This is a genomic window from Cupriavidus taiwanensis LMG 19424, assembly GCF_000069785.1.
Classification (GTDB): Bacteria; Pseudomonadota; Gammaproteobacteria; order Burkholderiales; family Burkholderiaceae; genus Cupriavidus; species Cupriavidus taiwanensis.
The window spans coordinates 2,284,228-2,307,201 of the sequence record NC_010530.1; the positions used below are offsets into that span (position 1 = coordinate 2,284,228).

The 22,974-nt window shown below is 69.0% G+C and carries 19 protein-coding genes; 9 read left to right on the plus strand and 10 right to left on the minus strand.

What is annotated here, in order from left to right; genetic code table 11:
* Window positions 1-36 precede the first annotated feature (36 nt).
* Complete coding sequence (locus RALTA_RS25720) at window positions 37-615, minus strand: low affinity iron permease family protein (protein WP_041232648.1); 579 nt, start codon at window positions 613-615, stop codon at window positions 37-39.
* A gap of 425 nt (window positions 616-1,040) precedes the next feature.
* Here RALTA_RS25720 and RALTA_RS25725 point away from each other — a divergent pair, with 425 nt between their 5' ends.
* A complete protein-coding gene (locus tag RALTA_RS25725) occupies window positions 1,041-1,367 on the plus strand; it encodes a BON domain-containing protein (RefSeq protein WP_012356900.1) in 327 nt (108 codons plus the stop codon).
* 74 nt (window positions 1,368-1,441) lie between these two features.
* Here RALTA_RS25725 and RALTA_RS25730 read toward each other — a convergent pair whose 3' ends face one another.
* The 5 genes from RALTA_RS25730 to RALTA_RS25750 all read right to left on the minus strand — a co-directional run bounded on the left by RALTA_RS25730 (window position 1,442) and on the right by RALTA_RS25750 (window position 6,109).
* Window positions 1,442-1,903 (minus strand): PRC-barrel domain-containing protein, encoded by a 462-nt coding sequence (locus RALTA_RS25730; RefSeq protein ID WP_012356901.1) that lies wholly within the window; start codon window positions 1,901-1,903, stop codon window positions 1,442-1,444.
* Window positions 1,904-1,966: 63 nt separating this feature from the next.
* Window positions 1,967-2,557 (minus strand): hypothetical protein, encoded by a 591-nt coding sequence (locus RALTA_RS25735; protein ID WP_012356902.1) that lies wholly within the window; start codon window positions 2,555-2,557, stop codon window positions 1,967-1,969.
* A gap of 105 nt (window positions 2,558-2,662) precedes the next feature.
* On the minus strand, window positions 2,663-3,391 hold the full coding sequence (locus RALTA_RS30705; RefSeq protein WP_012356903.1) for a hypothetical protein: 729 nt from the start codon (window positions 3,389-3,391) through the stop codon (window positions 2,663-2,665).
* A 243-nt stretch (window positions 3,392-3,634) separates the two neighbouring features.
* A complete protein-coding gene (locus RALTA_RS25745; protein WP_081479536.1) occupies window positions 3,635-4,549 on the minus strand; it encodes a sensor histidine kinase in 915 nt (304 codons plus the stop codon).
* Between the two features lie 159 nt (window positions 4,550-4,708).
* Entirely contained in the window at window positions 4,709-6,109 is a 1,401-nt protein-coding gene (locus RALTA_RS25750; RefSeq protein ID WP_012356905.1) for a sigma-54-dependent transcriptional regulator, read from the minus strand.
* Between the two features lie 369 nt (window positions 6,110-6,478).
* Between RALTA_RS25750 and RALTA_RS25755 the strand changes: the two genes are divergently transcribed.
* Window positions 6,479-7,528 (plus strand): sigma-54 interaction domain-containing protein, encoded by a 1,050-nt coding sequence (locus tag RALTA_RS25755; protein WP_025584135.1) that lies wholly within the window; start codon window positions 6,479-6,481, stop codon window positions 7,526-7,528.
* On the opposite strand, the gene RALTA_RS25760 is transcribed toward RALTA_RS25755, so the two are convergent.
* Together RALTA_RS25760 and RALTA_RS25765 are read right to left on the minus strand one after the other, a co-directional pair.
* The gene (locus tag RALTA_RS25760) at window positions 7,513-9,501 is read right to left on the minus strand and encodes a hybrid sensor histidine kinase/response regulator (protein WP_012356908.1); all 1,989 of its coding nucleotides are present in this window, start codon (window positions 9,499-9,501) and stop codon (window positions 7,513-7,515) included. The two genes, RALTA_RS25755 and RALTA_RS25760, sit on opposite strands and share 16 nt — an antisense overlap.
* 249 nt (window positions 9,502-9,750) lie before the next feature.
* Window positions 9,751-10,755 (minus strand): SDR family oxidoreductase, encoded by a 1,005-nt coding sequence (locus tag RALTA_RS25765; protein WP_041232649.1) that lies wholly within the window; start codon window positions 10,753-10,755, stop codon window positions 9,751-9,753.
* Window positions 10,756-11,047: 292 nt separating this feature from the next.
* Here RALTA_RS25765 and ligD point away from each other — a divergent pair, with 292 nt between their 5' ends.
* The 4 genes from ligD (at window position 11,048) to ku (ending at window position 17,985) form a co-directional block, all read left to right on the plus strand.
* Window positions 11,048-13,798 (plus strand): DNA ligase D, encoded by a 2,751-nt coding sequence (gene ligD / locus RALTA_RS25770; RefSeq protein ID WP_012356910.1) that lies wholly within the window; start codon window positions 11,048-11,050, stop codon window positions 13,796-13,798.
* A gap of 126 nt (window positions 13,799-13,924) precedes the next feature.
* Window positions 13,925-14,326 (plus strand): hypothetical protein, encoded by a 402-nt coding sequence (locus tag RALTA_RS25775; RefSeq protein ID WP_012356911.1) that lies wholly within the window; start codon window positions 13,925-13,927, stop codon window positions 14,324-14,326.
* A 319-nt stretch (window positions 14,327-14,645) separates the two neighbouring features.
* Window positions 14,646-16,709: a hybrid sensor histidine kinase/response regulator gene (locus RALTA_RS25780; RefSeq protein ID WP_041232650.1), complete on the plus strand. Its 2,064-nt coding sequence runs from the start codon at window positions 14,646-14,648 to the stop codon at window positions 16,707-16,709.
* A 217-nt stretch (window positions 16,710-16,926) separates the two neighbouring features.
* The gene (gene ku, locus RALTA_RS25785) at window positions 16,927-17,985 is read left to right on the plus strand and encodes a non-homologous end joining protein Ku (protein WP_012356913.1); all 1,059 of its coding nucleotides are present in this window, start codon (window positions 16,927-16,929) and stop codon (window positions 17,983-17,985) included.
* Between the two features lie 42 nt (window positions 17,986-18,027).
* On the opposite strand, the gene RALTA_RS25790 is transcribed toward ku, so the two are convergent.
* Window positions 18,028-18,465, minus strand: a complete 438-nt coding sequence (locus RALTA_RS25790; protein WP_041232651.1) for a BON domain-containing protein — start codon at window positions 18,463-18,465, stop codon at window positions 18,028-18,030.
* Window positions 18,466-18,744: 279 nt separating this feature from the next.
* Window positions 18,745-19,032: a hypothetical protein gene (locus tag RALTA_RS25795; protein WP_115670886.1), complete on the minus strand. Its 288-nt coding sequence runs from the start codon at window positions 19,030-19,032 to the stop codon at window positions 18,745-18,747.
* 230 nt (window positions 19,033-19,262) lie between these two features.
* Between RALTA_RS25795 and RALTA_RS25800 the strand changes: the two genes are divergently transcribed.
* The 3 genes from RALTA_RS25800 to RALTA_RS25810 all read left to right on the plus strand — a co-directional run bounded on the left by RALTA_RS25800 (window position 19,263) and on the right by RALTA_RS25810 (window position 22,844).
* Window positions 19,263-20,219 carry an oxygenase MpaB family protein gene (locus RALTA_RS25800; RefSeq protein ID WP_025584128.1) on the plus strand — a complete coding sequence of 319 codons (957 nt, stop codon included), beginning with the start codon at window positions 19,263-19,265 and terminating at the stop codon, window positions 20,217-20,219.
* 831 nt (window positions 20,220-21,050) lie between these two features.
* Window positions 21,051-21,377, plus strand: a complete 327-nt coding sequence (locus RALTA_RS25805; RefSeq protein WP_012356917.1) for an RNA chaperone Hfq — start codon at window positions 21,051-21,053, stop codon at window positions 21,375-21,377.
* A gap of 234 nt (window positions 21,378-21,611) precedes the next feature.
* Window positions 21,612-22,844, plus strand: coding sequence for a flagellin FliC (locus RALTA_RS25810; protein WP_012356918.1), 1,233 nt, complete (start codon window positions 21,612-21,614; stop codon window positions 22,842-22,844).
* The last annotated feature ends 130 nt before the right edge of the window (window positions 22,845-22,974 follow it).

Sequence of the window (22,974 nt, forward strand, 5' to 3'; positions counted from 1 at the left end):
TGGCAGGGGTCTTGCGCAAGACGCACGGCCTGCGGGCTACGAGGCTGCCGGGGCGGACGCCGCGGGCGCGGTGCCGGCATCGCCGGCAGGCGGTTCCGGCGGGCGTCCGCGCGAGGCCCGCGCCTGGCGCTTGGCGGCGTGGTTCTCGCGCGCCTCGTCAAGCGAATGGCTGCTCTTGATGCCGTCTTCCTTGTCGGCCAGCTCGGCCAGCTGGCGGTAGAAGATCACCAGCTGGCGCAGCTCTTCTTCATCGAGGTCTTCGATCGACACCAGCATGTTGCTGGCTTCGCGGTGCGAGGCGAGCAGCTCGTTGAGCTTCAGGTGGACCGCTACGGCGTCCTTGTTCTGGCTCTGCTGGATCAGGAACACCATCAGGAAGGTGACGATGGTGGTGCCGGTATTGATGACCAGCTGCCACGTTTCGGAGTAGCCGAACATCGGGCCGGTGAGGGCCCACGCCACCACCACGCCCACGGCGAGCACGAAGGCGGTCGGCGACCCGGCATGGCGCGTGGCGCCGCCGGCAAAGCGGTCGAACAGGTGCAGCACGGTGGCACGCTTGCCGGCGCCTGGCCGAGAGCCAACGCCGGGCAGGATTGGGCTGGATTTGCGCATCGTTGCACTCCCACGGATAAAGTCGCCGGATTGGCAGCGAGCGGAGCCGCTGACCGGGCCGCCGGCGGGGGCGGCATGCTGATTTCATTGTATGGAGCGCATGGCCAATGTGCAGCGGGCGCAGTCCTACAACGGGCGCAGCACTTGCAGTGTTCCGGCGCGCCGCGGGCCTTTCGTTTCTACATCGGGTGATAAATCTTGCCGGCGGCATGGCCACGCCGATGCGTGCCGGCGCGCGCTGGCAACAGGAACGCTTCTTGCGCCGCATGTCGCGACGAAGCGGCGACTCCCGGCGCGACGGTGGCCCGTCGCGCCTGCTATCCCTGGGCCCGGTCCGCAAAGGCATCGGGCCCACCAGAGACGGCGTCGATCTGCACGCCGTCGGCGCCCGCATCCCCGAAACGCAGTATCGACATGGAGCGAAGATGAGCGCTACTCCCTCGGCCGAAGACGAAGCCTTGCGCGTGGCCGTGCGCACGGAAATCGCCGCCGCCTTCGATGGCCGCTTTCCCGACGGCGTGACGCTGGAGGTGGCAGACCGGCGCGTGACCGTGCGCGGTTGCGTCGAAGACATCGACACTGCGCAGCGCGTGGAAAAAGCCGCCGCTGTCAGTCCGGGCGTGCTGGGGGTGCATAACGCGCTGTCGACACGGCAGCCGCCACCGCCCGAACCCCCAGGCCAGCCGGCCGGCAGCGGCAGGCATGCCGATCCGGCCGAGAAGCCCGCCGGACAGGTCAACCACAAGGTCTGAGTCTGAGCGCCTGCCCGCAAATGCCAGCGCGCCGGAGGTTTTCTCCGGCGCACTGGTGCTGACGACTGAGGATCTCAGGCCCAGGGGTCATAGCGGTCGGCTTCCCAGTACGGCGAGATGCCGTAGTACTGGTGGATGCTGGTGGCCCATTGCGAATCAGCCATGGTGGGCCAGTGATCCTTGTCGAAGCCCGGCGCTGCCTTGAGGCGGTCTTTCTCGACGCCGAGCACGAAGCACTTGCGACGCGTGTCCAGCGTGAGCGCGGACCACGGCAGCGCGAACAGCTTTTCGCCGATGCCGAGGAATCCCCCCATGGCCAGCACGGCATAGGCGACGCGGCCGCCGAGCACGTCGATCATGATGTGGTCGATGGTGCCGATGTCGTCGCCGGCCGGGTCAACCACCTTGTTGCCCTCGAGCGTGTCGGCCGCCATCACGAACGGGCCGGGACCGGGGGAATTGCGGTCGATGCCGCCGACGATCGATGCGCCGTGCGGATGTTCGGCGCCGGGCGTTTCGGGTTGGACTGGGTTCATGGATACCTCCGTTTTGGCTGCGCGGGTAGCGGGTTGTGGCGGAATGAAATGCGCGGGCTCGCGCTAGCTGCGTTCGCGCGCGTCGGCCGGCACAGGCGGCACCAGCGGATCGAAGTCGGCCCAGCGGCCGTCGACCCACCGGCCCTCGGCGCGCTCGACATCCTTGGCACCGCCCTGGCGCAACACGGTCGCAACCGTGTCTACGGTGGCAGTGTCGGCGCTGGCCAGGTGCGCCGCCAGCACGACCCCGGCATTGCGCACCGGGGGCTGGCCGGTGCGCGGGTTGCGTCCGGCATGGCGCGCCAGCGCCAGCGCCCCGGCGAGCGAGCCCAGGTAGGCGCCCAGCCCGATCGCGAACACCAGCACCAGCAGCGACATCGGCGGGGTCGACCCCAGGGCCGCAACCAGCGCTGCGCCGAGCGCGGCGCCTGCCGCAGCGCCGAGCAGCACCCCGCTGATGGCACCCACGCCGGACTTGCGCGCACCGGCGTCCGCGGCGTGGTCGCCACCGATGGCAAAGGCGCCATGCTGCCCGGGCGGGTTCACATAGAAGAGGTTCAGGTCCTGGTCGGCAAACCCGTGCGCGCGTAGCCGGCTTGCCGCGGTTTCGGCGGTAGAGAAGCTGTCGAAGCGGCCAGCGATGATGGCGGACATGTTGGCTCCTTTTCGTTCATCGATGCGGTCGGACCCGCGGTGCGGCCGGTGGTGGCCGCGCCGCGGCGCCTGGACTCAAGGTGGACTAAAGGGCAGGCTCGCACCTCAGCGCTTGGCCGCCTTGCCCGGCTTGGCGGACTTGGCCGCGGTCCGGGTGGCAGCCTTGCTTCCGGCCGATGCCCCGGTCTTTGCCGCGGGCTTGGCCGCGCGCTTCGCGGCGGGCTTTGCTGCGGGCTTTGCTGCGGGCTTGGCGGCGGTCTTGGCGGCGGTCTTGGCCGAAGGGCTGGCGCCGGCGGTGCCGGACCGGGCCGTCGACTTCGCGGCGGTGCTGGTCGCCTTCCTGGCGGCCGGTTTTGCAGGCATGCCCGAGGTCTTCGCGCCCGCGGCTGCAGCGGGCTTCGCCGAGCGGCCGGATTCGGCGGCCGCCCCCTTGCGCTGGCCGGCCGGCTTCGCGCCAACCGGCTGTTCCTGGCTGCCTTCCTTGAGCTTCCAGTCGACGTCGTCGCGGGCGGTCTGCGTCTTCTTCTCGGCGTGCATGGCAGCGCTTGGCGAGATCGGATCGCTCGCGGGGAAGGTCATTTCCAGCGAATCGTCGACCGCGGCCTGATAGGTCTTGGTTTCCTTGCCGCGCGACCTGGTGCCCGCTGCCGGCTTGCCGGCCGAACCCTTGCCCGCGGACGGGCCGCTGCTGCGGGCTTCCGGCGACTTGCCGGCACGCGTGGATGGCGTGGCCCTGGTGGACTGCGCGGACCGCGTCGCGGTCGCGGACTTCGCCCGGGACGGCTTCTCTGCAACCTGCTCGGCCTGGGCGGACTTGCGGCTGGCGTTGGGCATGGTTGTTCCCTCCTTGGTTTGGGGTCTTTCATCCATGCAAGGGACGGGCCAGAAGCTTGCCTGACACCGGCGAGGGGGACAGGCGCGCCGCGCCCCGTGTGAACGCCGCCGTACCGCGGGCGCGCCGGGCCCCGGCGATGGCGCGGGGGGCAAGTGGTACGCGTAGCGTTGGCGCGGGCCTGGTAAAAACTACATCGGCCGCGGCCTCATGCTCCGGCGACGCGCATTGGAGAGGCAGCCTGTTCAGGGACGGCGCATATGGCGCGGGAACCTGACCGCAATACAGACGCTGACCTTGTCGCTGTCGCAGCCATCGCTCTCCGCGCTCAGCACCGCGCCATGCATTTCCACCATGCGGCGCGTCAGCAGCAGGGCGCTGCTTTGCCGGGACGGCGGCTCGCCGGCCTGAGGCGGGCGGCGCCCGAAGAAGTCCGTCAGCGCCGCCAGCCGGCTGGCACTGCGCTGGGAATCGAGCGACGGGCTTTCGGTAATGCGCAGCTTGACGTAGTCGGGCTCGCTGAACAGGTGCACGCTCACCGCGCCGCCCGCCGGCGCGCGCCAGATGCAATGCACCAGCAGGTGCCGCAGCAACGGCGCCAGCCGCGCGGCATCCCCGTCGACGCAGTACGCCGCGACGGCATCGGTCGCGCCTGGCGCGGTGACCGCAGCAGCGGCTGCCGGAGGAACCGGCCAAATCGACCCGTCCGCACTCAGCGCCGACAGCAGCACGCCGCGCGCCTCGGCCGCCTGTCGCCGGTCGGCAATGGCCTGGATGGCCAGCGCGCGTAGGTCCACTTGCTGCCAGCGCGGCGGGCTCTCGTCGGCAAGCAGCCGCACCGCCTCTTCCATTTCCTCGATCAGCGCCAGTTGCTGCTGCATGCCCGAGCGGATGCCGTCCAGCGCGCGCTGCGCCGGCGCCGGCGTGGTATCGAAGGCGCGGTCCAGCACATAGGCCCAGCTCTGGATGGCGTTCAGCGACGAGCGCAGGTCATGCGCGGATTGCTCGATCAGCGTGCTCACCTCCTGCACGCTGCGCACGGGCTCGGCACTGCCGCTGCTGCCGGCCAGCTGCGCGTTCGACGCCGGCGGATCGGGCGACTGCACGGAATGTGGCTCAGGGGTGCCCGGCAAGCCGGACGGCGGAATTCGCTGCGTCATGTGCGGATCGGCCGCAATGGCCAGTGGACATGGCAGGCCGGATCGGCCGTGAATGTTGCCCTGCCTCGAAGCAAGAAACGTGCTGCGCGCGCCCAAGCCGGCACCCGGCACGCCGCGCATGCCCGCCATCCCCGTGGTCTCAAGCGATAGCGCACGCCGTCATCCGGTTGCGGACGGACCCGAGTCGTTGCGCGAGGCGCGCAACCACTCTGGCAATTCGCCACGGGCGGCATAATCTTCCAGCCGGTTGTACAAAGTCTTCAGGCTGATGCCGAGGATTTCCGCGGCGTGCTTCTTGACCCCCGCGCACTGCTCGAGCGTGGCGAAGATCAGCTGGCGGTCGGCGTCGGCCAGCGACATGCCCACCGGCACCGACACCACCGCGGCGCCCGGCGCCTGCGTGGCCGCGACCTGCAGCGGCACCTGCACCTCGGTAATGAGGTCGTCGTCGGCCATGATGAAGGCGCGCTGGACGAAGTTGCGCAGTTCGCGCACGTTGCCGGGCCAGGCGTGCAGGCGCAGGCTGTCGAGCACATTGGGCGCGAAGCGGCGCTGCAAGCCCTGCTCCGCATTGAGCTGGTCCAGCATCATGTTGGCGATCTGGATCACGTCGTCGCCGCGCGCGCGCAGCGGCGGCAACTCCACCGGAAATACATTGAGGCGGTGGAACAGGTCGGCGCGCAGCTTGCCTTCGGCCACCGCTTCTTCGGGATTGCGGTTGGTGGCGGCCAGCACGCGCACATCCGCGTGGCATTCGCGGTTCGTGCCGACCCGCATGAAGGTGCCGGTCTCCAGCACCCGCAGCAGCTTGACCTGCAGCTCGGCCGGCATCTCGGTGATCTCGTCCAGGAACAGCGTGCCCCCGTCGGCGCGCTCGAAATAGCCCTTGTGCTGGCGGTCCGCGCCGGTAAAGCTGCCGCGCTCGTGGCCGAACATTTCGCTTTCGATCAGCGTGGGCGAGATCGCCCCGCAGTTGACCGCCAGGAAGGGCTGGCGCCGCCGCGCCGACAATTCGTGCACGGTCTGCGCGGCCAGCTCCTTGCCGGTGCCGCTTTCGCCGATCAGCAGCACGGTGGCCTCGGTGGGCGCGACGCGCGCCAGCTGGTCATAGACCGCCTGCATCACCTCGGAGCTGCCCATCAGGCGCCCGAAGCGCCCGTAGCGGCGCAGCTCGCCGCGCAGCGAGTGGATTTCGGCGCGCAGCTCGCCGGTGGTGGCCAGCCGCTTGAGCACGGTCTGCAGGCGCGCGACGTTGATGGGCTTGACGAGGTAGTCGGTGGCGCCGGCACGCAGCGCTTCGACCGCGCTTTCCACGCTGGCGTAGCCGGTAGTGAGGATGACCTCGACGCCGGAGGCGCCGACCTCCTCGAACAGCTCCATGCCATTGCCGTCGGGCAGGCGCAGGTCGGCCACGATGGCTTCCGGCATGCGCCAGCCGATCTGCAGCCGCGCTTCACGCAGCGTGCCAGCGGTGGCGGAGGTGAAGCCTTCCATGGCTACGATCTCGGCCAGGGCGGCGCATGCGTTTTCGTCGTCGTCGACAATCAGGATGTGGGGCATACGATCCGTCAGTGAGGCCTAATGGGAACTCAAGGCAACCCCTGGGCACTGCCTTCCGTTACCTCAGCGCCTGGCGGCGCCGAGACTGAGGAAATGCGCCGGCGCGCCTCATGCGTGGCGCGTACGGCAGCCATGGCAGGCACAGGAATGCATGGCCCTGAGCGCGGAATCGGGTCCGCGGGGGCGGGTCCACACTGCGTAATGCCAGTCTAAGCCCGGCCAGGCACGGTCGTTGCCGGTGTCCGTCTGACACAGCTGTCGGAACTTTCCGCGCAGGCGCGCGCCGCTATGGCAAGCCCCCACGCCAAAGGCTAGCATAGGAACTTCTTCGTACCACCCGTTACCTTCAACCCTCAATCGGCCGATATCGTGCCAGTGACCGCCAGCACTTCGCGGCGCACCAGCGCCGCCGCCGCTTCCAGCCACGCCGCCGGCCCTGCGCCGGGCAGCGAACCCGCGCCGCGCCGCGCCGTGCCGTCGCAGGTGTCGCTGCTGTGGGAGAGCACCTCCCCCGCGATGCAGCGCCTGCTGGCGCAGATCGAGCGCGTGGCGCCCACCGATGTCACCTTGCTGGCCGTCGGGGAAAGCGGCTCGGGCAAGGAAGTGGTGGCGCGGGCAGTGCATGAGCGCAGCACCCGTCGCAACGGCCCCTTCATTGCGGTCAATTGCGGCGCAATCCAGCCCACGTTGATCGAATCCGAGCTGTTCGGCCATGAAAAAGGCGGCTTTACCGGCGCGGTCGAGCAGAAGGCAGGCTACTTCGAGCAGGCCCAGGGCGGCACGCTGTTTCTGGACGAGGTCACCGAGATGCCGCTGGAGATGCAGATCAAGCTGCTGCGGGTGCTGGAAGGCCGCACCTTCCACCGCGTCGGCGGCGACACGCTGATCGCCACCGACGTGCGCATCCTGGCGGCCACCAACCGCGACCCGGTCGAGGCCGTGCGCAGCGGCCACCTGCGTGAAGACCTGCTGTATCGCCTGGCGGTATTCCCCTTGCATATCCCGCCGCTGCGCGAGCGGCCTGACGACATCGTGCCGCTGGCGCGCCACTTCCTGGCCGAATACAACGCCATGGAACGTACCGACAAGAGCTTTTCCGCAGGTTCGCTGGACCGCCTCGTGCGCTATGACTGGCCGGGCAATGTGCGCGAACTGAAGAACGCGGTCTACCGCGCCTTTATCCTCGCCGACAAGGTCGTCGAGATCGGCAATCCCAACCTGGCCACCCAGGCACCGCGACCCACCACGGTCGACGGCGTGGTCAATGTGCGCGTCGGCACCACGCTGGCAGACACCCAGCGCGAGATCATCATGGCCACGCTGGCGCGCTTCGACGGCGACAAGCGCCAGGCGGCGCGCGCCCTCGGCATCAGCCTGAAGACGCTCTACAACCGGCTCGACGCCTACCGCTCCTTGTGAGGCGCCGGGCCCGCGGGGCTTGCCGGCACCGGCTCGGCCAGGGCACGCGACAAGGCCTCGATCGACAGCGGCTTGGTCAGGTGCGCATGGAAGCCGGCCAGCCTGCTGCGGCGCTGGTCCTCGGCAGTGCCGCGTCCCGACAGCGCCAGGAACTGCACCGCGCGGCCGCGGAAATGCTCGCGCAGCACCGCCAGCACTTCATAGCCGGACATGTCCGGCATCTGCAGGTCCAGCAGCACGCAGTCCGGCCGGAACGCCAAGCCCACGCCGATTGCCTGCTGGCCGCTGTGCGCGGCCTGCGCGTTGTGGCCGAGCAGGGTCAGCAGCTCGGCCATGCTGTCGGCCGAGTCGGCATTGTCATCCACCACCAGGACGCGCCGGCGCGGCGCCTTGCCCGGCGGCGGGCTGGCCGGCTCGGGCGCACGCGCGGTGGCGCGCGGCAGGATCACGGTGAAGGTGCTGCCCTTGCCCACGCCCGCGCTGTCGGCCTGGATCGCGCCGCCATGCGCTTCGACGATGGCCTTGGCAAGGGCCAGGCCCACGCCCAGCCCGCTGCGGCTGCCGGCGTCGCCCTCCTGCGCGAACAGGTTGAAGATCCGGTCCAGCGCTGACGGCTCCAGCCCCCTGCCGGTATCCGACACCGCAGTGATCACGCGCGCCGGCTCGACGCTCACGCGCACGCTGACCGTACCGCCGCGTGGCGTGTACTTGGCCGCGTTGCTGAGCAGGTTCAGCAACACCTGGCCCAGCCGCGCGGCGTCGGCCCGCACATAGGGCGTAACCTCCGGCAGGGCCACCACCAGTTGCTGGCCCGCGGCTTCGAGTGTGGGGCGGATCGCTTCCAGGCAGGTGCTTACCACGTCGTTGTACGACGTCGGTGTCAGTTCCATCTTCATTTTGCCCGCCGTCACGCGACCCACGTCGAGCAGGTCGTTGACCAGCCGCTCGATCTGGCGCAGCTGGCGGTCGATGATCTCGGCGCAGCGGCGCACGCGCGGACCGGTGTCGGCGGCGAGTACGATGGCTTCGAGGGCATTGCGCACCGGGGCGAGCGGGTTGCGCAGTTCGTGGGCAAGGATGGCCAGGAAGGATTGCAGCCGGCGGTTGCCGGCATCGAGCGTTTCGAGGCGCAGCGCGTCGCTGAGGTCGCGCGCGGTCCACAGCAGGCCTTCGGGACACCCGGCCGCATCGCGCACCAGCACCATGCGGGTGGCGCAGCGTACCACCGAGCCGTCCTTGCGCGCGAGGCGTTCTTCGCCGGTCCACTGGCCGCAGGCCCGGGCGGCTTCCAGCGCGGCACGCGGGCGGCCCGCGGCAACGTCCTGGGGGGTATAGAGCCATGCCAGCGGCTGGCCCGCCGCCTCTTGCGCGGTGTGGCCGGCCAGCACCCGCGCGCCGGCGTTCCAGCTGCGGATGGTGCCGTCGAGGTCGAGTTCGCAGACGGCGGTGCAGGGCAGGTTCTCGGCCAGCAGCCGCAGCTTGTCGTCGGCCAGGCGGGCATGGTCGGCCGCGGCCTGCTGCACGGTGGTGTCGCGGCAGGACACGATAAAACCCGCGCCCGGCGCGCCATCGGGCAGGTCGGCCGCGTCAATGCGCCGCATCTCGCAGCTGGCGCGCAGCAGGCTGCCGTCGCGGCGCACGCGCCAGCCTTCGTCGCGCGCCTGGCCGTTGCGCGCAGCGGTCTCCAGCCAGTGTTGCGGCACGCCCGCGGCAACATCCTCGGGACGGTGCAGCCGCGATACATGGCTGCCAGCGATCTCCGCGGCACTGTAGCCGAACAGCCGGCGCGCCGGTTCCGGCCACGCCACGATCGCGCCATGCGCGTCGAGCTCGAACACCGCGCAATCCTGCACCGCGTCAAGCAGGCGGCGATATCGTTGCGCCAGTTGCAGGGCGTCACCCTCCGGCGCCAGGCCGGCGGACGGTTCCATGGGGGTCGAGCGCACTTCGGTTGCCGCTTGCAGCCCGGACATGATCACCTTCGATAGATGGGATTGACGGCGGCCTGGCCTGCGTGACACGCGACCATGGGCTCGCGCCGAGGCACAGCGCCGAATGCCCGCAGGAAGCGGGCATTCCAGTCAATGATAGGCGCTCGCGGCCCATGCGCCACCCGCTATCGCGGCGCAAGGGGCGCATGGCCCGTTCCGGGGAAACGCAGAAGCGTGGTCCGCCGCACGCATGCCGCCCGCGTCGGCGGGCGGCACGGCTGGCGTTGGCGATTAGCGGCGACGCAACTGGACCATCGCCGCGACCGCGGCCGAGGCGCCCACCACCAGCGCGGTGGTCAGCATGGGGTAGCGCGCGGTGGTGGTGTATGGGCACATATGCAGCGCGGTGTGGGCGCCGGTGCGTTCCTGCAAGCCACTGCCGCTGCCGTAGAGCGCGTTGTCTTCGAGCGGGCCGGCCGGATGGCGGGTCTGCTGCGCGCGGCCCATGAAGCGGCGCATGAAGCGGTCGAAGGTGTGCGGCGCGTGATACGCGGCCGCCGAGAAGGCCTTGGCGGCGGCGCCGACGAACAGTTCGCGGCGCGGGTTTTCCGCGGCGAACAGGATCGCGTCCGCGGCCATGGCCGGGTCGTACAGCGGCGGCGGCAGGCGCGGTTCGACGTCGAGGAAATTCTTGGCATGCATCGCCAGCGGGGTTTCCAGGCCCGCGGGCTTGATCAGCGTCACGCTGACCGGTGCCTGTTCCTGCTCCAGCTCCAGCCGCAGCGAATCGGTGAAGCCCTTGATCGCATGCTGCGAGGCCGCGTAGGCGCTCTGCAGCGGCATCGGCCCGTCGGCCGCCTCGCTGCCCATGTTGATGATGGCGCCGCCACGCTCGCGCAGGTGGGCCGCGGCGGCAAGCGAGCCATGCACCGTGCCCCAGTAGTTGGTGTCGAACAACCGCCGCTGGTCCTCCAGCGGCACGTCGCAATGACGCCCGAAAATGGTCACGCCGGCATTGTTGATCCAGGTGTCGAAGCCGCCGAAGCGCTCGATCGCGGCATGCGCCACCTTGCCGACCTCGTCGTGCCGCCCCACGTCCGCGACCACGGTAATCACTTCGGTCCCTTGCTCGCGCAGCTCTTCGGCCAGCTGGTGCAGCGACCCCTCGCTGCGCGCCACCAGCACCAGGCGTGCGCCCTGCTGCGCCGCCTTGCGCGCGGTGACCAGCCCAACGCCGCTGCTGGCGCCGGTCAGCACAATGACCTGCGAGCTGATTCTCTTCAAGGTGGGTTTCATCTGCCGCTTCCTCCAGTGGGGAGGCCCGGCCCGGCGCCGGGCGTGCCGTTGGGAAGTCGCAAGGAGCGTTCCCGTTGCGGAGCTGCCGTGGCGGCGGCGCCCGGGCATGGCGCCTACGGCAGATTTACAACGCCCGGTAAGAACCACATGGCGCCGGGGGCGCATGCCGGCCGTTGTCCACGCCCCTCCCGTTCCCGGAGATGTCCGCGGGTGCGGCATGTAGGACGGGCGCCGATTTCAGCGCCGGCATGTGCTGCCTAAGCTGGATGCATCTACGCAACGGGCGATTGCCATGGCCAAGACCACTACGCAGGACTCGCGCGCGCGGCGCGCTGCCGCCAAAGGCTCGGCGAAGCCCGCGGCAAAGCGGTCGGGCAGCGCGCGCCCGGCGGCACGGGGCGCCGCGCCGGCCGAGGGCACGACGGCGCCCCTGGAAAAATACCGCCGCATGCGCGATTTCGGCGCCACGCCGGAGCCCAGCGGCGGCACCGCCCGCGCCACGCCGCGCAAGCGCGCCGCGGCGTTGTCGTTCGTGATCCAGAAGCATGCGGCGCGGCGGCTGCACTATGATTTCCGCCTCGAACTCGGCGGCACGCTGAAAAGCTGGGCCGTGCCCAAGGGACCCAGCCTCGACCCATCGGACAAGCGCATGGCGGTCCACGTGGAAGACCATCCGCTGGACTACGCCAGCTTCGAGGGCGTGATTCCCGCCGGGCACTATGGTGCCGGCACGGTGATCGTCTGGGACCGGGGCACGTGGGTGCCGGTGGGCGATCCCGAGGCAGGCTACCGCAGCGGCAAGCTGAAGTTCGAACTGCGCGGCGAGAAGCTGCATGGCCATTGGACGCTGGTACGCATGCACGGCAGCCGGCAGAAGGAGCAGGACGCGTGGCTGCTGATCAAGGAACGCGATGACGCCGCAGTGCCTGCGTCGGACTTCGACGTGGTCGAGGCCTTGCCCGACAGCGTACTGGGTGGCACGCAACGCAAGGCCGCGGCCAAACGCGCCAGCGCCGGCAAGGCGGCAACAGCCACAGCGGCAGCCGAAGCCGCTACACCAGCCGCGCATGAGGCCATCCGGGCGCTGAAGCCGCCGCCCGGCGCAACACGCGCGGCGCTGCCGCTGACCCTGGCGCCGCAACTGGCGACGCTGGTCGAGAAACCGCCACCCGACGCCGCCGCCTGGCGCTACGAGATCAAGTTCGACGGCTACCGGCTGCTGGCCCGCGTCGACGGCAAGGATGTGCGGCTCTTCACCCGGCAGGGCCATGACTGGACCAGCAAGCTGCGCGCGCTGGCCCGCGATATCGGCGCGCTGGGCCTGCCCGACGGCTGGATCGACGGCGAGATCGTGGTGCTGGGCAAGCACGGCCAGACCGACTTCCAGGCCTTGCAGAATGCGTTCGATACCTCGCGCGTCGAGGCGATCCAGTACTTTGCCTTCGACCTGCCCTACTTTGCCGGCCATGACCTGCGCAAGGTGCCGCTGGTGGAGCGTCGCGCGCTGCTGCGCCGGATCTTCGGGCACAACGCCTCGCCGCGCCTGCAGTTCAGCGAGGACTTTGAAGCCAGCGCGGGCGACATGCTGGATGCGGCATGCCGCATGAAGCTGGAAGGCGTGATCGGCAAGCGCGCCGACTCTGCCTACGTCAGTGCCCGCAGCAATACGTGGATCAAGCTCAAATGCACCTTGCGCCAGGAGTTCGTGGTGGCGGGCTTCACCGATCCCAAGGGCAGCCGCAACGGCATCGGCTCGCTGCTGCTGGGTGTGCACGACACGGGCGGACGGTTGCGCTATGCGGGCAATGTCGGCACCGGCTTCGATACCCGCACGCTTGACGAGCTGCGCGCGCAACTGGATGCGCTGCGCGCCGATGAGGCGCCCTTCCACACGGTGCCGGCCGGTGTGCGCGGGCACTGGGTCAAGCCCAGGCTGGTGGCCGAAGTTTCGTTCGGCAACTGGACCCGTGAAGGGCGGGTGCGCCATGCGGTGTTCCACGGCCTGCGCACCGACAAGCCCGCCGCCGCGGTCTCGGTCGAGCAGCCGTCAGTGCCCGCCGGCAAAGGCAAGGCGGCGGCAACCACGCGCGGCAAGCCAGCCAGCACGCCCGCATCCCGATCGAAGCCCGGCGCGGCAAGGCGCCCCACCGCGGTGGGCGGCAAGGTTTCGATCAGCCACGCCGAGCGCGTGATCGACGCCGAGTCGGGCCTGACCAAGGGCGAGCTGGTGCGCTACTACGAACGTGCCGCGGCACTGATGCTGCCGCACCTGCGCGGGCGTCCGATCGCCATGGTGCGTGCGCCGTCAGGCGTGGGCGGCGAGCAGTTCTTCCAGCGCCACAGCGATACGCTGCGCGTGGACGGCCTCAACGTGCTGGACCCCGGCCTGTGGCCAGGACATCCTGCTCTGCTGGAAATCACCTCGGCCGAGGCGCTGGTGGCGGCCGCCCAGCTCAACGTGGTGGAGTTCCACACGTGGAATGCGAGCAAGCGCAGCATCGACCGGCCTAACCGCATCATCTTCGACCTGGACCCCGGCGAGGGCGTGCCCTGGGCGCAGGTGCAGGAAGCAGCGGCAATGATGAAGGCGCTGCTGGACGAGCTGGGGCTGGCCAGTTTCCTGAAGACCAGCGGCGGCAAGGGCCTGCACGTGGTGGTGCCGGTCACGCCGCGCGCCGGCTGGGACGAGGTGAAGGACTTCGCGCGCGACGTGGTGCTGCACGTGGCCGCGACGCTGCCGCAGCGCTTCGTTGCCAAGAGCGGCGCGCGCAACCGGGTCGGCAAGATTTTCATCGATTACCTGCGCAACGGCATGGGTGCCACCACCGTCGCGGCGTTCTCGGCGCGCGCGCGGCCCGGGCTGGGGGTGTCGATTCCGGTGGCGTGGGAAGAACTGGAAGCACTGACCAGTGCCACGCACTGGACTGTCGCCAATGTCGAAGCGCGGCTGGACGCGCTGGAAGCGGCCGATCCATGGGCGGACTACGCCGGCACGCGGCAGGCTATCACGCGCGCCGCGGGGCGCCTGGCGCGGGCCGCGTAGCGCCGCGCCGCGGGCCGGCGCAACCATGGCCGGCGGCACATTTCTTGCCCCTTGGAGATGAGCGAGCCCTGGCATTACCCGTTTTGCAAATTCCGCCAGGACGGCAACACCATTCGGAGACACACCATGCCCCCACTCAAGATTATCGCCAACCTGCGCGCCGCCGGCACCACTGGCGCGGCCCCGCGCAATCGCCGCGGCCTGCGCCGCCTGCTGGTGTCTTGCGCCATGCTGTCGTGCGCCGCAGCGCCGGTGCAGGCCAAGCTGCCCCCACCCACGCCCGAGCAGCAGCAGGCCGCCGAAGCCAAGAAGGCCAAGGAAGCGGAAACGGCCAAGCAGCAAGCGGAAGCTCTCGCAGCCGTGCAGGATCGCATTGCCGCGCGCTTTGGCAAGGGCACCGACTATAAGGGCTGGACCGAGCCGGGCAAGATTCCGCAGAAGGCCGCCGAGGCGCCCCGCTCCACCGGCCCTCATGGCGGCACCTCGCCAAGCGCCGAGGCCCATAGCGGCGAGGCAGCACGCCGCTAGCCCTGTACGCCGGTCGGATCCGGCATGCGCGCCCAGCCAATTCGCCCTTCTCCGCCATGCGCGGACGTTGTCCAGCCGGCACGCGTCTTGCCACTGCGAAGCGGAACGGCCTCGGCCAAACACCGTGGCCATGTTGATCAGCAAGGGGGACGACGATGATCTGGGGGATGGGGGAGTGCAAGACTTTCAAAGGCAGTGCGAGGCACCGTGGTAATCCTTACACACGGTGCCCGCTGGCCGGTGCGCTTTTACAAGGCGCGGCCGCGTCGGCCTGGCGGTCATTGCGGGCGCACGCCACGGTGCCGCGCAGCGTGCAGCCATGAAGCCGCAAGCCGACCGTGCCCAGCTGATCCTGAATGTCGAGGATCGCGAAGGGCCGCGCTACGTCAAGAGCCGCATCCTGCATCGCGGCGGGTTTTCGGTGATCGAGGCCGTCACGGGCCACTCGGCATTGTCGCTGGTACGTCAGCACGCGCCGTCGCTGGTCCTGCTGTCGGCCAGGCTTCCCGACATCAGCGGTCTGGAAGTGTGCCGCCTGCTGAAAGACGATCCGCAAACCGCGCGCACACTGGTGCTGCTGACCTCGCCAGGGCTGGCCCAGTCGCGGCAGCGGGTGGAGGCGCTGAACTGCGGCGCCGACGGTTATCTGGTGGAGCCCGCGGAACCCGAGGAACTGCTGTCGAGCATCCAGGCCCTGCTGCGCCTGCGTGGCGCCGAGGATGCCTACCACCGTACCTCGCGGGCGCTGCACGAGCATGAGGACATGTTCCGCCAGCTCGCCGAATCGCTGGCCGACGTGGTGTGGATCCTGGACCCGGCGACCCGGCGTCTGCTGTTCGCCAGTTCATCGCTGGCAAAGATGTGCGGCCATTCGGCCGAACAGGTGATGGACGATCCGCGCCTGTGCCTGGAACGCGTGGCACCGGCCGACCGCGCGCGGGTGGAAGCCGCCGTGGAGAACATGTTGCGCGACGGCAGCATGGACATCGAATTCTCGATGACACTGCCCACCGGCGAGCCGCGCGAGGTGCGCGCGCGCGCCTTCCCCATGCGCAGCCCGGGCCGTGCCGACGACGCCGGCCTCGCGCAGGACGGCGCCGGCAACCCGCCGCTGCGCATTGCCGGGATTTGCCAGGACGTGACGCTGCAGAACCGTGCCGGGCGCGCGCTGCAAGACGAGGAAAGGCGCAAGGACCAGTTCCTGGCGATGCTGGCGCATGAACTGCGCAACCCGCTGGCGCCGCTGCGCAGCGCCGCGGACCTGCTCCAGCAGCTTGCGCCAACGCGCGAGGACATGTTCCGTGCGCGCGACATCATCGGCCGGCAAGTGCATCACCTGACCCGCCTGGTCGACGAGCTGCTCGACATCTCGCGCTTTAACCAGGGGCGCATCACGCTGCGGCAAGACCTGGTGGAGCTGCGCACCGCGCTCAATACCGCGGTCGAAGCGGTGCGTCCGGTGCTGGACGCCTACCGCCATACGCTGCGGCTGTCGCTGCCGGAACAGCCGCTGCCGGTGCGCGGCGACCTGGTGCGCCTGACGCAGATCTTCAGCAACCTGCTGCAGAACGCCGCCGCCTATACCCCGGCCGGTGGTGCGATCTCGGTCGAAGCCAGCTTCGACGACAGCATGCCGGGAGCCATGCCGGATGCGGTTTCGGGCGGGCGCGTTACGGTACGGGTGCGCGACAACGGCACCGGCCTGTCCGAAGCCTTGCAGCGGCAACTGTTCGATCCGCTGGCGCCGCCGGACCCGGCCAGCCCGGGCGGCCCGGGCAGCGCAGCCAAGGAGAACGACGCCGTCACGCAGGGACCGCACAGTGCCTTTCCGCATGACGGGCCGGGCATTGGCCTGACGCTGGTGCAAAAGCTGGTGCAGCTGCACGGCGGCACCATCCGCGCCTTCAGCGCCGGCCCCGGCCAGGGCAGCACTTTCACCGTGACGCTGCCGGTCGAGCCGTGGCAGAACTGGCATCCCGGTTCCGGCAAGGCCGACGCCCGGCGCAACGTGCCGCGCCGCATCCTGGTCGTGGATGACAACGTCGATGCCTTGGAGGCGATGACGATGGCGCTGCAGGCCATGGGGCATACGGTGGTGACCGCGCCCGATGGCGCGAGCGCACTGGCGCGCGCCAGGGAGGCACGTCCGGAGGTCGTGCTGCTGGACCTCGGCATGCCGGCGATGGACGGCTTTGAAACCGTGCGCCGGCTGCGTGCGCTGCCTGAACTGCGCGGCGCCCGGCTGGTTGCGCTGACCGGCTTCGGCCAGCCCGAGGACCGCCGCCGCGCGCTGGCGGCGGGGTTCGACCAGCACCTGGTCAAGCCCGCCGACCTCGACGCTCTGACGCGGCTGCTCGATGAACTGGACCAGGAGCGCGCCTAGCGCCACGCCGGCGCCGACGAAGCCATTCTCCGCAGCAAACACACCAGGAGCCTTTCGTGCATACCACGCCCGATCCCGACATCCCGCCCCGCAAGCCCGAAGTCCCGCCACCCGAGCCGCCCCCAGGCCCGCCCCAGCCCGTGGAAGACCCGCCTCCGGGCGACATGCCGCCACCGCCGCCGCAACGCGCCGGCGACCGTGGCAAAGGAGCGATCAAGTGTCCCGCATCATCTGGAAAGGCGCCATTGCCTTCGGCCTCGTCAACATCCCTGTCATCCTGCGCCCCGCATCGCGCAGCCAGTCGCTCGACCTGGACCTGCTAGACCTGCGCGACATGGCCCCGGTGGGCTACCAGCGCATCAACAAGAGCACCGGCAAGCCGGTCGACAAGGAGCACATCGTCAAGGGCTACCAGTACGCCAAGGACGAGTACGTGCTGCTCAACGACGAAGATTTCCGCCAGGCCAATGTCGAAGCCACGCAGACCGTGGACATCGTCAGCTTTGTCGATGCCGCGAGCATTCCGCCGTACTACTTCGACACCCCGTATTACCTCGAGCCCGACAAGCGCGGCGAGCGCGGCTATGCGCTGCTGCACGAAACCATGCGCCGCACCGGCAAGGCGGCGCTGGCGCTGGTGGTGCTGCGCGCGCGCCAGCACCTGGCGGCGATGCTGGTGCATGAGGATGCGCTGGTGCTGAACACCATGCGCTTTGCCGACGAGGTGCTGCCGATGTCGGAGCTGCGGCTGCCCAAGGCTGCGCGCGGCAAGGCCACCGGCGCGCACGCGCGCGAGGTCGAGATGGCCACCAAACTGGTCGAGGACATGACCGAGGACTGGGCCCCTGAGCAATACCGCGACACCTACCGCGATGACCTGATGGCACGCATCGAGGCGAAGATCGAATCCGGCAAGACCCACCAGCTGACTCCACCCTCGGAAGAGGAAGCAGCCCCGCGCCAGGGTGCCAAGGTCATCGACATGGTGGCGCTGCTGCGCCAGAGCCTGGGCAAGCGCGGCAAGGACAAGCAGGAAGACGAGTCCGAATCCGAAACCGAATCCGAAACCGAACCGGCGCGCCGCAAGACGCCTGCGCGCCATGCGGCGGCGCGCAAGCAGCCCGCCGCGAAGCGCACCGGCGCCACGTCGGCCAAGCGCGCGCGAAGCTCGGGTTCAAAGACCGCCGGGACCAAGCGCGCGCCGGCCCGGCGCGACTCGCATGCCTCCGCCGCCCGCAAAAGCAGCGGCACCACGGGCAAAAAACGCGCGGCTTGAAGGGTGCGGCCAAGCCGCGGGGAAGTGTTTCCCGCGGCCACTTTATCGTGTCGACACCCTCAGGTTGTCCCGAACCGAAGTCACGCCTTCGACGCTGCGTATCGTCTTCAGCGCAATGTCATGCTGCTGCTGGGTCGGCACCGTGCCGCTGACGTCCACCGCGCCCTGCTGCGTCGTCACATGGATGCCGGTGGACTTGAGGTCCTTGGGGCCTAGCAGCCGGGTCTTGATCCGGGTGGTGATCGCGCTGTCCTCCAGGCTTTGCCTGGTCTGGTCGACCCCTGTCGCCGCGCTGGCGTCCGGGTCGGGCCGGCCGGGCATCCCCGGCGCGGAGTTGACCGGTGCCACCGGCGCATTGTCGGCCGCGGCAAATATCAGCCCGCTCTTGTCCAGCGCCAGCGCGCTGGCTGCGGCCCCCGCCAGCGCCGCGGCAGTGCAGGCCATGCGCAAGGTGCGCGCGGTAGTTCGGGAAAATCGCATGGCTGTCTCCTTGAGGGTCCAGCGCGCCGCTGCCGGCTGACACGCAGCGCCACTGACAAGTCATTTTTCAGCAAGCTCCATACCCGCCATCGCTGCCATGGCACGGCCCGTCGCAGCGGGCGGGATGCTGTGTAAAACGGGCCAGGCGTTGTAAAAGCGCCCCGGCGGGCGCGTGGCGCATCGCGCGCATGGCGCCGGCACAGCGCGGCGTGACGGCGCCGTCGTGCTTGGCATGGCGATTGCGAAGCAAGGTCTGCGGCAGTTCGCCGCGTCAAGGAGCTAGCAATGGGACAGCAGCAACAGCCGGGTCAATCGCAGTCGGGTCAATCGGGCCAGAAGCAGCAGGAACAATCGCAAACTGGCCAACGCGGCAGCCAGCAGCAGCAACCGGGACAACAAGGCGGCGGGCAAATGGGTGACAAGGACCGCATGCAGGATCAACAGCAGCAGCAGGACCGCGGCAGCTCGCAGTCTGGCCAGCAAGGCGGCCAGCGCAGCGGCCAGCAAAGCGGCCAGGGCGGGCAGATGGGTGGCCAGCAAAGCGGACAAGGCGGCCAGGGCGGACAACGCCAGCCGTAACGCCCAGCCCCGACAACAAGGCAGCTATCCGGGTATGTGCGTGAGCAACATGCGGTGCTGACGCAGGGGCATACGCCGGAGATTGGCAGGCCGGAACCCTGAACGGGGCTCCGGCCCTTTTTGCGACCAGAGCCCGGTGGCCGGCTCGCGCGGATCGCCGCCATCCCGTGTATGCTGGCCCTGGACCCAACCCGTTCGCCTTCCAGGCACTCCCCGCTTTGTCCAGCGTCACCGACCCCGCACCCGGCAGCGCCACGCCGCAGCGCCGCGGCCCGCTGCGCCAGCTTTCCGCGAGACTGCGCGAACACGCCGGTGCGCACGTGCGCGCACTGACCCGCAGCAACTCCGGCCTGAGCCTGGACTACGACAACCCGCCCGGGGATCCCGGCCTGTTCGGCCCGGATGCGGTCTGCTGGCGCGTGCATGCCGACTTCCCGGCGATGCTGGCCGGCGGCGTCAGCGCGTTGCTGCTGCAGACCTTGCATCCACTCGCATTGGCCGGGGTGTGGGACCACTCCAGTTTCCGCACCGACATGCAGGGACGCCTGGGACGCACCGCGCAATTTATCGCCGGCACCACCTATGGCAGCCGCGCCGATGCCATGGCGCTGATCGAGCGCGTGCGGCGCATCCATACCGGCGTGTCCGGCATCGCCCCCGACGGGCGGCCCTACGCGGCGTCGGATCCCGCACTGCTGACCTGGGTCCATGTGGCCGAGGTCTCGAGCTTCCTGGCGGGTTATCTGCGCTATGTCGGACCACTCGGCGCCGCCGAGCAGGACCGCTATTACGCCGAGGTGGCCCGCATCGCGCTGTTGCTGGGCGCGGTTGACGTGCCCCGCTCGCGCGCCGACGTGGCGGCCTACCTGGAAGCCATGCAACCCGCGCTGCTGGCCAGCGAGCGCACCCGCGAAGTGGTGCGGCTGGTCAGGAAAATGCCGGTGGCCAATCCGTTGCTGCAGCCGGCGGTCAGCATCATGGCCGACGCCGGCATCGCGCTGCTGCCGCCGTGGGCGCGCCGCCGGCTCGAGCTGGACGGGCCCTCGATCCGCCGCCCCGCGGCACTGGCCGGCATGCGCGTGCTGGCGCCGGCACTGCGTTGGGCGCTGGGTGCGGGCCTGGCTGCCCGTGCCCGGCGACGCGTGGCGCGCGGTACCGACGCCCGACCAGTTTGAGGCTGACAAGGGGAGGGTGCGATGTGCGCCGCACCCGACGGGCGATCAGCGAACAGTTTTGACCCGGAAACGGAATTAGCGCCAGAATGCCCCGCATTTCAGGCAATTGGTCGCTGGTGGACTGGCGTTAAATGTCGCTCGACATCCCGAACGGCCGGTCAGGTTATTCCGACCCATCGGCCACTGCGCCGCAGAGCGATTTAAACGACGTGGGCAAAAAAAGAAGCCCACGCGCGGGGTGCTCGTAGGCTTTCCAGGACTGCTCGAGCCAAACAGCTCTTGTTACGAATATAAACGCGCTTACATGAGGTGTAAATCCCGCTTCTATCAGGGATTCCCCTAGCGCGAAATGCGCGCATTGCGTATTTCTGGCGTTTCTGCCCCTGAAATCATTTTCAGGCGACTTCTCGCTGACATTGGCAAATCTCCGCCAGCCCAATGCCCGCCTCACCTTTTCGGCAGAGCGCGTGGCTCCTTCTCGCCCTCGCGGACGCATCGCCATACCCGGTCAATCGCAACAAGGCAACAATATTAATAGAGCATTTCCTCTAGATCACGAAAGGCGTGCGGTCCGTCAATGCTTGTAAAACTTTGTTACCCTCACCGCTGAAGTATTCCCCTTCTCTTCTGGCAGCGCCCACCGCCGCCGTTGCGCGACATTCCCTGGCCCGTGCACGCGCCAGGGTCTTGGCGCAATCCGGGCGGCCAGCCAGGTCGCCGTTACCGAGAGCGGATGTTCCCCCTGCCGCCCAGGCCGTGCCGCACCCCAAGCGGCCGGCCAACGGACCGTTATCAGCCGCCAGAACCCTTGCGGGCTCTTCCGGAGTCGTTGTGAAGAAGAAGGAAATCCCGCCTAGGCCACCCAGCCGACGGCAACTGCAGTCCCAGCAATTCGCGGCGTACCGCCTCAGCGAGGCCCCGGTGATCGTGCACCTGTCCAACGGCGCCCGGCTGCACGGGCTGGTGCTGGCCGCGGACGACTTCGTGCTGCTGCTTGGCCGGCAACCCGACGACATCCAGCCCACGGTGGTCTACAAGCGCGCCATCTGCCTGATCACGCCGGCCACGGCGCCGGAACTGGTGGTCGAGGCGACGGAGACGGTCTCCGCGCCAGAGTTCGTGCCTATCTATATCCCGCGTACCCGCAAACGCCGCTAGGCACGCCGGCGGCCGAACCGCTTTTCCATCCCCGCCGCGCCCGCCGCACCTTCCCACGCGGCCCACGTCAGGCCCTGCCGGCACGCCACGAAACTATCGCGGAGATCACTCTAAACCTTTGCCTTGCCCGGTCGATAACCCAAGCAACGGAGGCACTCTACGCCCTGCAAAGCAGGCCGCCAACGTTACGGCACTAGCCGGAATGCCCAAAACTTTGCATATAGGAGTCGTACCATGGCGCAAGTCATTAACACCAATTCGTTGTCTCTGATGACTCAGAACAACATGAACGCTTCGCAATCGTCGCTGAACACGGCGATCCAGCGCCTGTCGTCGGGCCTGCGCATCAACAGCGCCAAGGACGACGCCGCCGGCCAGGCCATTGCGAACCGCTTCACCGCCAACATCAAGGGCCTGACGCAAGCCCAGCGCAACGCCAACGACGGCATCTCGCTGGCGCAGACCACCGAAGGCGCGCTGACCGAAGTCAACAACAACCTGCAGCGCATCCGTGAACTGAGCGTGCAGGCCGCCAACGGCTCGAACTCGGCTTCGGACCTGAAGTCGATCCAGGACGAAATCAAGCAGCGCCTGCAAGAAATCGACCGCACTTCCGCCCAGACCGATTTCAACGGCGTGAAGGTGCTGTCGTCGGCCGCCAAGGATCTGACCATCCAGGTCGGCGCCAACGATTCGGAAACGATCACCATCGACCTGGAAGAAATCAGCTCGACGACGCTGAACCTGACCAGCTTCAACGTCAACGGCCCGAAGGCCCGCGGCGCCAACACGTTCGACGGCGCTGCCGTGGCCACGACGGCTGCCCACGCCGCTGCGGCTGACTTCCAGGCAGTGTTCGGTTCCAGCACCGCGCTGACCACCTCGTCTGTGACCGAAACCACCGCCGGCACGCTGGCCACCAAGCTGGGCGTAGCTTCGGGCAGCGTTGCCTTCACCAACCGCGCCATCGTCGATGGCAACGGCAACTGGTTCGCTGAAGTCACGATCAGCCCGGCCAGCGCCGCAGAATCGACCGCGCTGAAGGCCAGCGGCTTCGACATCGCCAACGGCTCCAGCCAGACGTTCTACGTCGGCATCGACGCCGCCAACCCGACCTCGACCTCGGGCACGACCGCCACCTACAGCATCGACACCTCGAAGATCGACGTGTCGGCCCTGCAGCGTGGCGCCACCAGCAACCCGCTGGCCGCCATCGACGCCGCCCTGCAAAAGGTGGACGACCTGCGCAGCTCGCTGGGCGCGGTGCAGAACCGCTTTGACTCGGTGATCGCCAACCTGGGCACCACCGTGACCAACCTGTCGGCTTCGCGCTCGCGCATCCAGGACGCAGACTACGCCACGGAAGTGTCGAACATGACCCGCGCGCAGATCCTGCAACAGGCTGGCACCTCGGTTCTGGCGCAAGCCAACCAGACCACGCAGAACGTGCTGTCGCTGCTGCGCTAATCGCGCCAGCGCATGGTGCAGAAGGCTGGGCCGCAAGGCCCGGCCTTTTTGCCACGGCACGCGGCCAGCGTCGCCGGAATGCTTCGCAGGCAGGCAGCCGTCTCACTGCCTGCCTGCAAAGCGTTTCAAA

Excerpts from the sequence above, each read along its gene's own strand:
- RALTA_RS25720 (WP_041232648.1), bottom strand. The coding sequence starts at position 615 with ATGCGCAAATCCAGCCCAATCCTGCCCGGCGTTGGCTCTCGGCCAGGC.
- RALTA_RS25725 (WP_012356900.1), top strand. The coding sequence starts at position 1,041 with ATGAGCGCTACTCCCTCGGCCGAAGACGAAGCCTTGCGCGTGGCCGTG.
- RALTA_RS25730 (WP_012356901.1), bottom strand. The coding sequence starts at position 1,903 with ATGAACCCAGTCCAACCCGAAACGCCCGGCGCCGAACATCCGCACGGC.
- RALTA_RS25735 (WP_012356902.1), bottom strand. The coding sequence starts at position 2,557 with ATGTCCGCCATCATCGCTGGCCGCTTCGACAGCTTCTCTACCGCCGAA.
- RALTA_RS30705 (WP_012356903.1), bottom strand. The coding sequence starts at position 3,391 with ATGCCCAACGCCAGCCGCAAGTCCGCCCAGGCCGAGCAGGTTGCAGAG.
- RALTA_RS25745 (WP_081479536.1), bottom strand. The coding sequence starts at position 4,549 with ATGACGCAGCGAATTCCGCCGTCCGGCTTGCCGGGCACCCCTGAGCCA.
- RALTA_RS25750 (WP_012356905.1), bottom strand. The coding sequence starts at position 6,109 with ATGCCCCACATCCTGATTGTCGACGACGACGAAAACGCATGCGCCGCC.
- RALTA_RS25760 (WP_012356908.1), bottom strand. The coding sequence starts at position 9,501 with ATGTCCGGGCTGCAAGCGGCAACCGAAGTGCGCTCGACCCCCATGGAA.
- RALTA_RS25765 (WP_041232649.1), bottom strand. The coding sequence starts at position 10,755 with ATGAAACCCACCTTGAAGAGAATCAGCTCGCAGGTCATTGTGCTGACC.
- ligD (WP_012356910.1), top strand. The coding sequence starts at position 11,048 with ATGGCCAAGACCACTACGCAGGACTCGCGCGCGCGGCGCGCTGCCGCC.
- RALTA_RS25775 (WP_012356911.1), top strand. The coding sequence starts at position 13,925 with ATGCCCCCACTCAAGATTATCGCCAACCTGCGCGCCGCCGGCACCACT.
- RALTA_RS25780 (WP_041232650.1), top strand. The coding sequence starts at position 14,646 with ATGAAGCCGCAAGCCGACCGTGCCCAGCTGATCCTGAATGTCGAGGAT.
- RALTA_RS25790 (WP_041232651.1), bottom strand. The coding sequence starts at position 18,465 with ATGCGATTTTCCCGAACTACCGCGCGCACCTTGCGCATGGCCTGCACT.
- RALTA_RS25810 (WP_012356918.1), top strand. The coding sequence starts at position 21,612 with ATGGCGCAAGTCATTAACACCAATTCGTTGTCTCTGATGACTCAGAAC.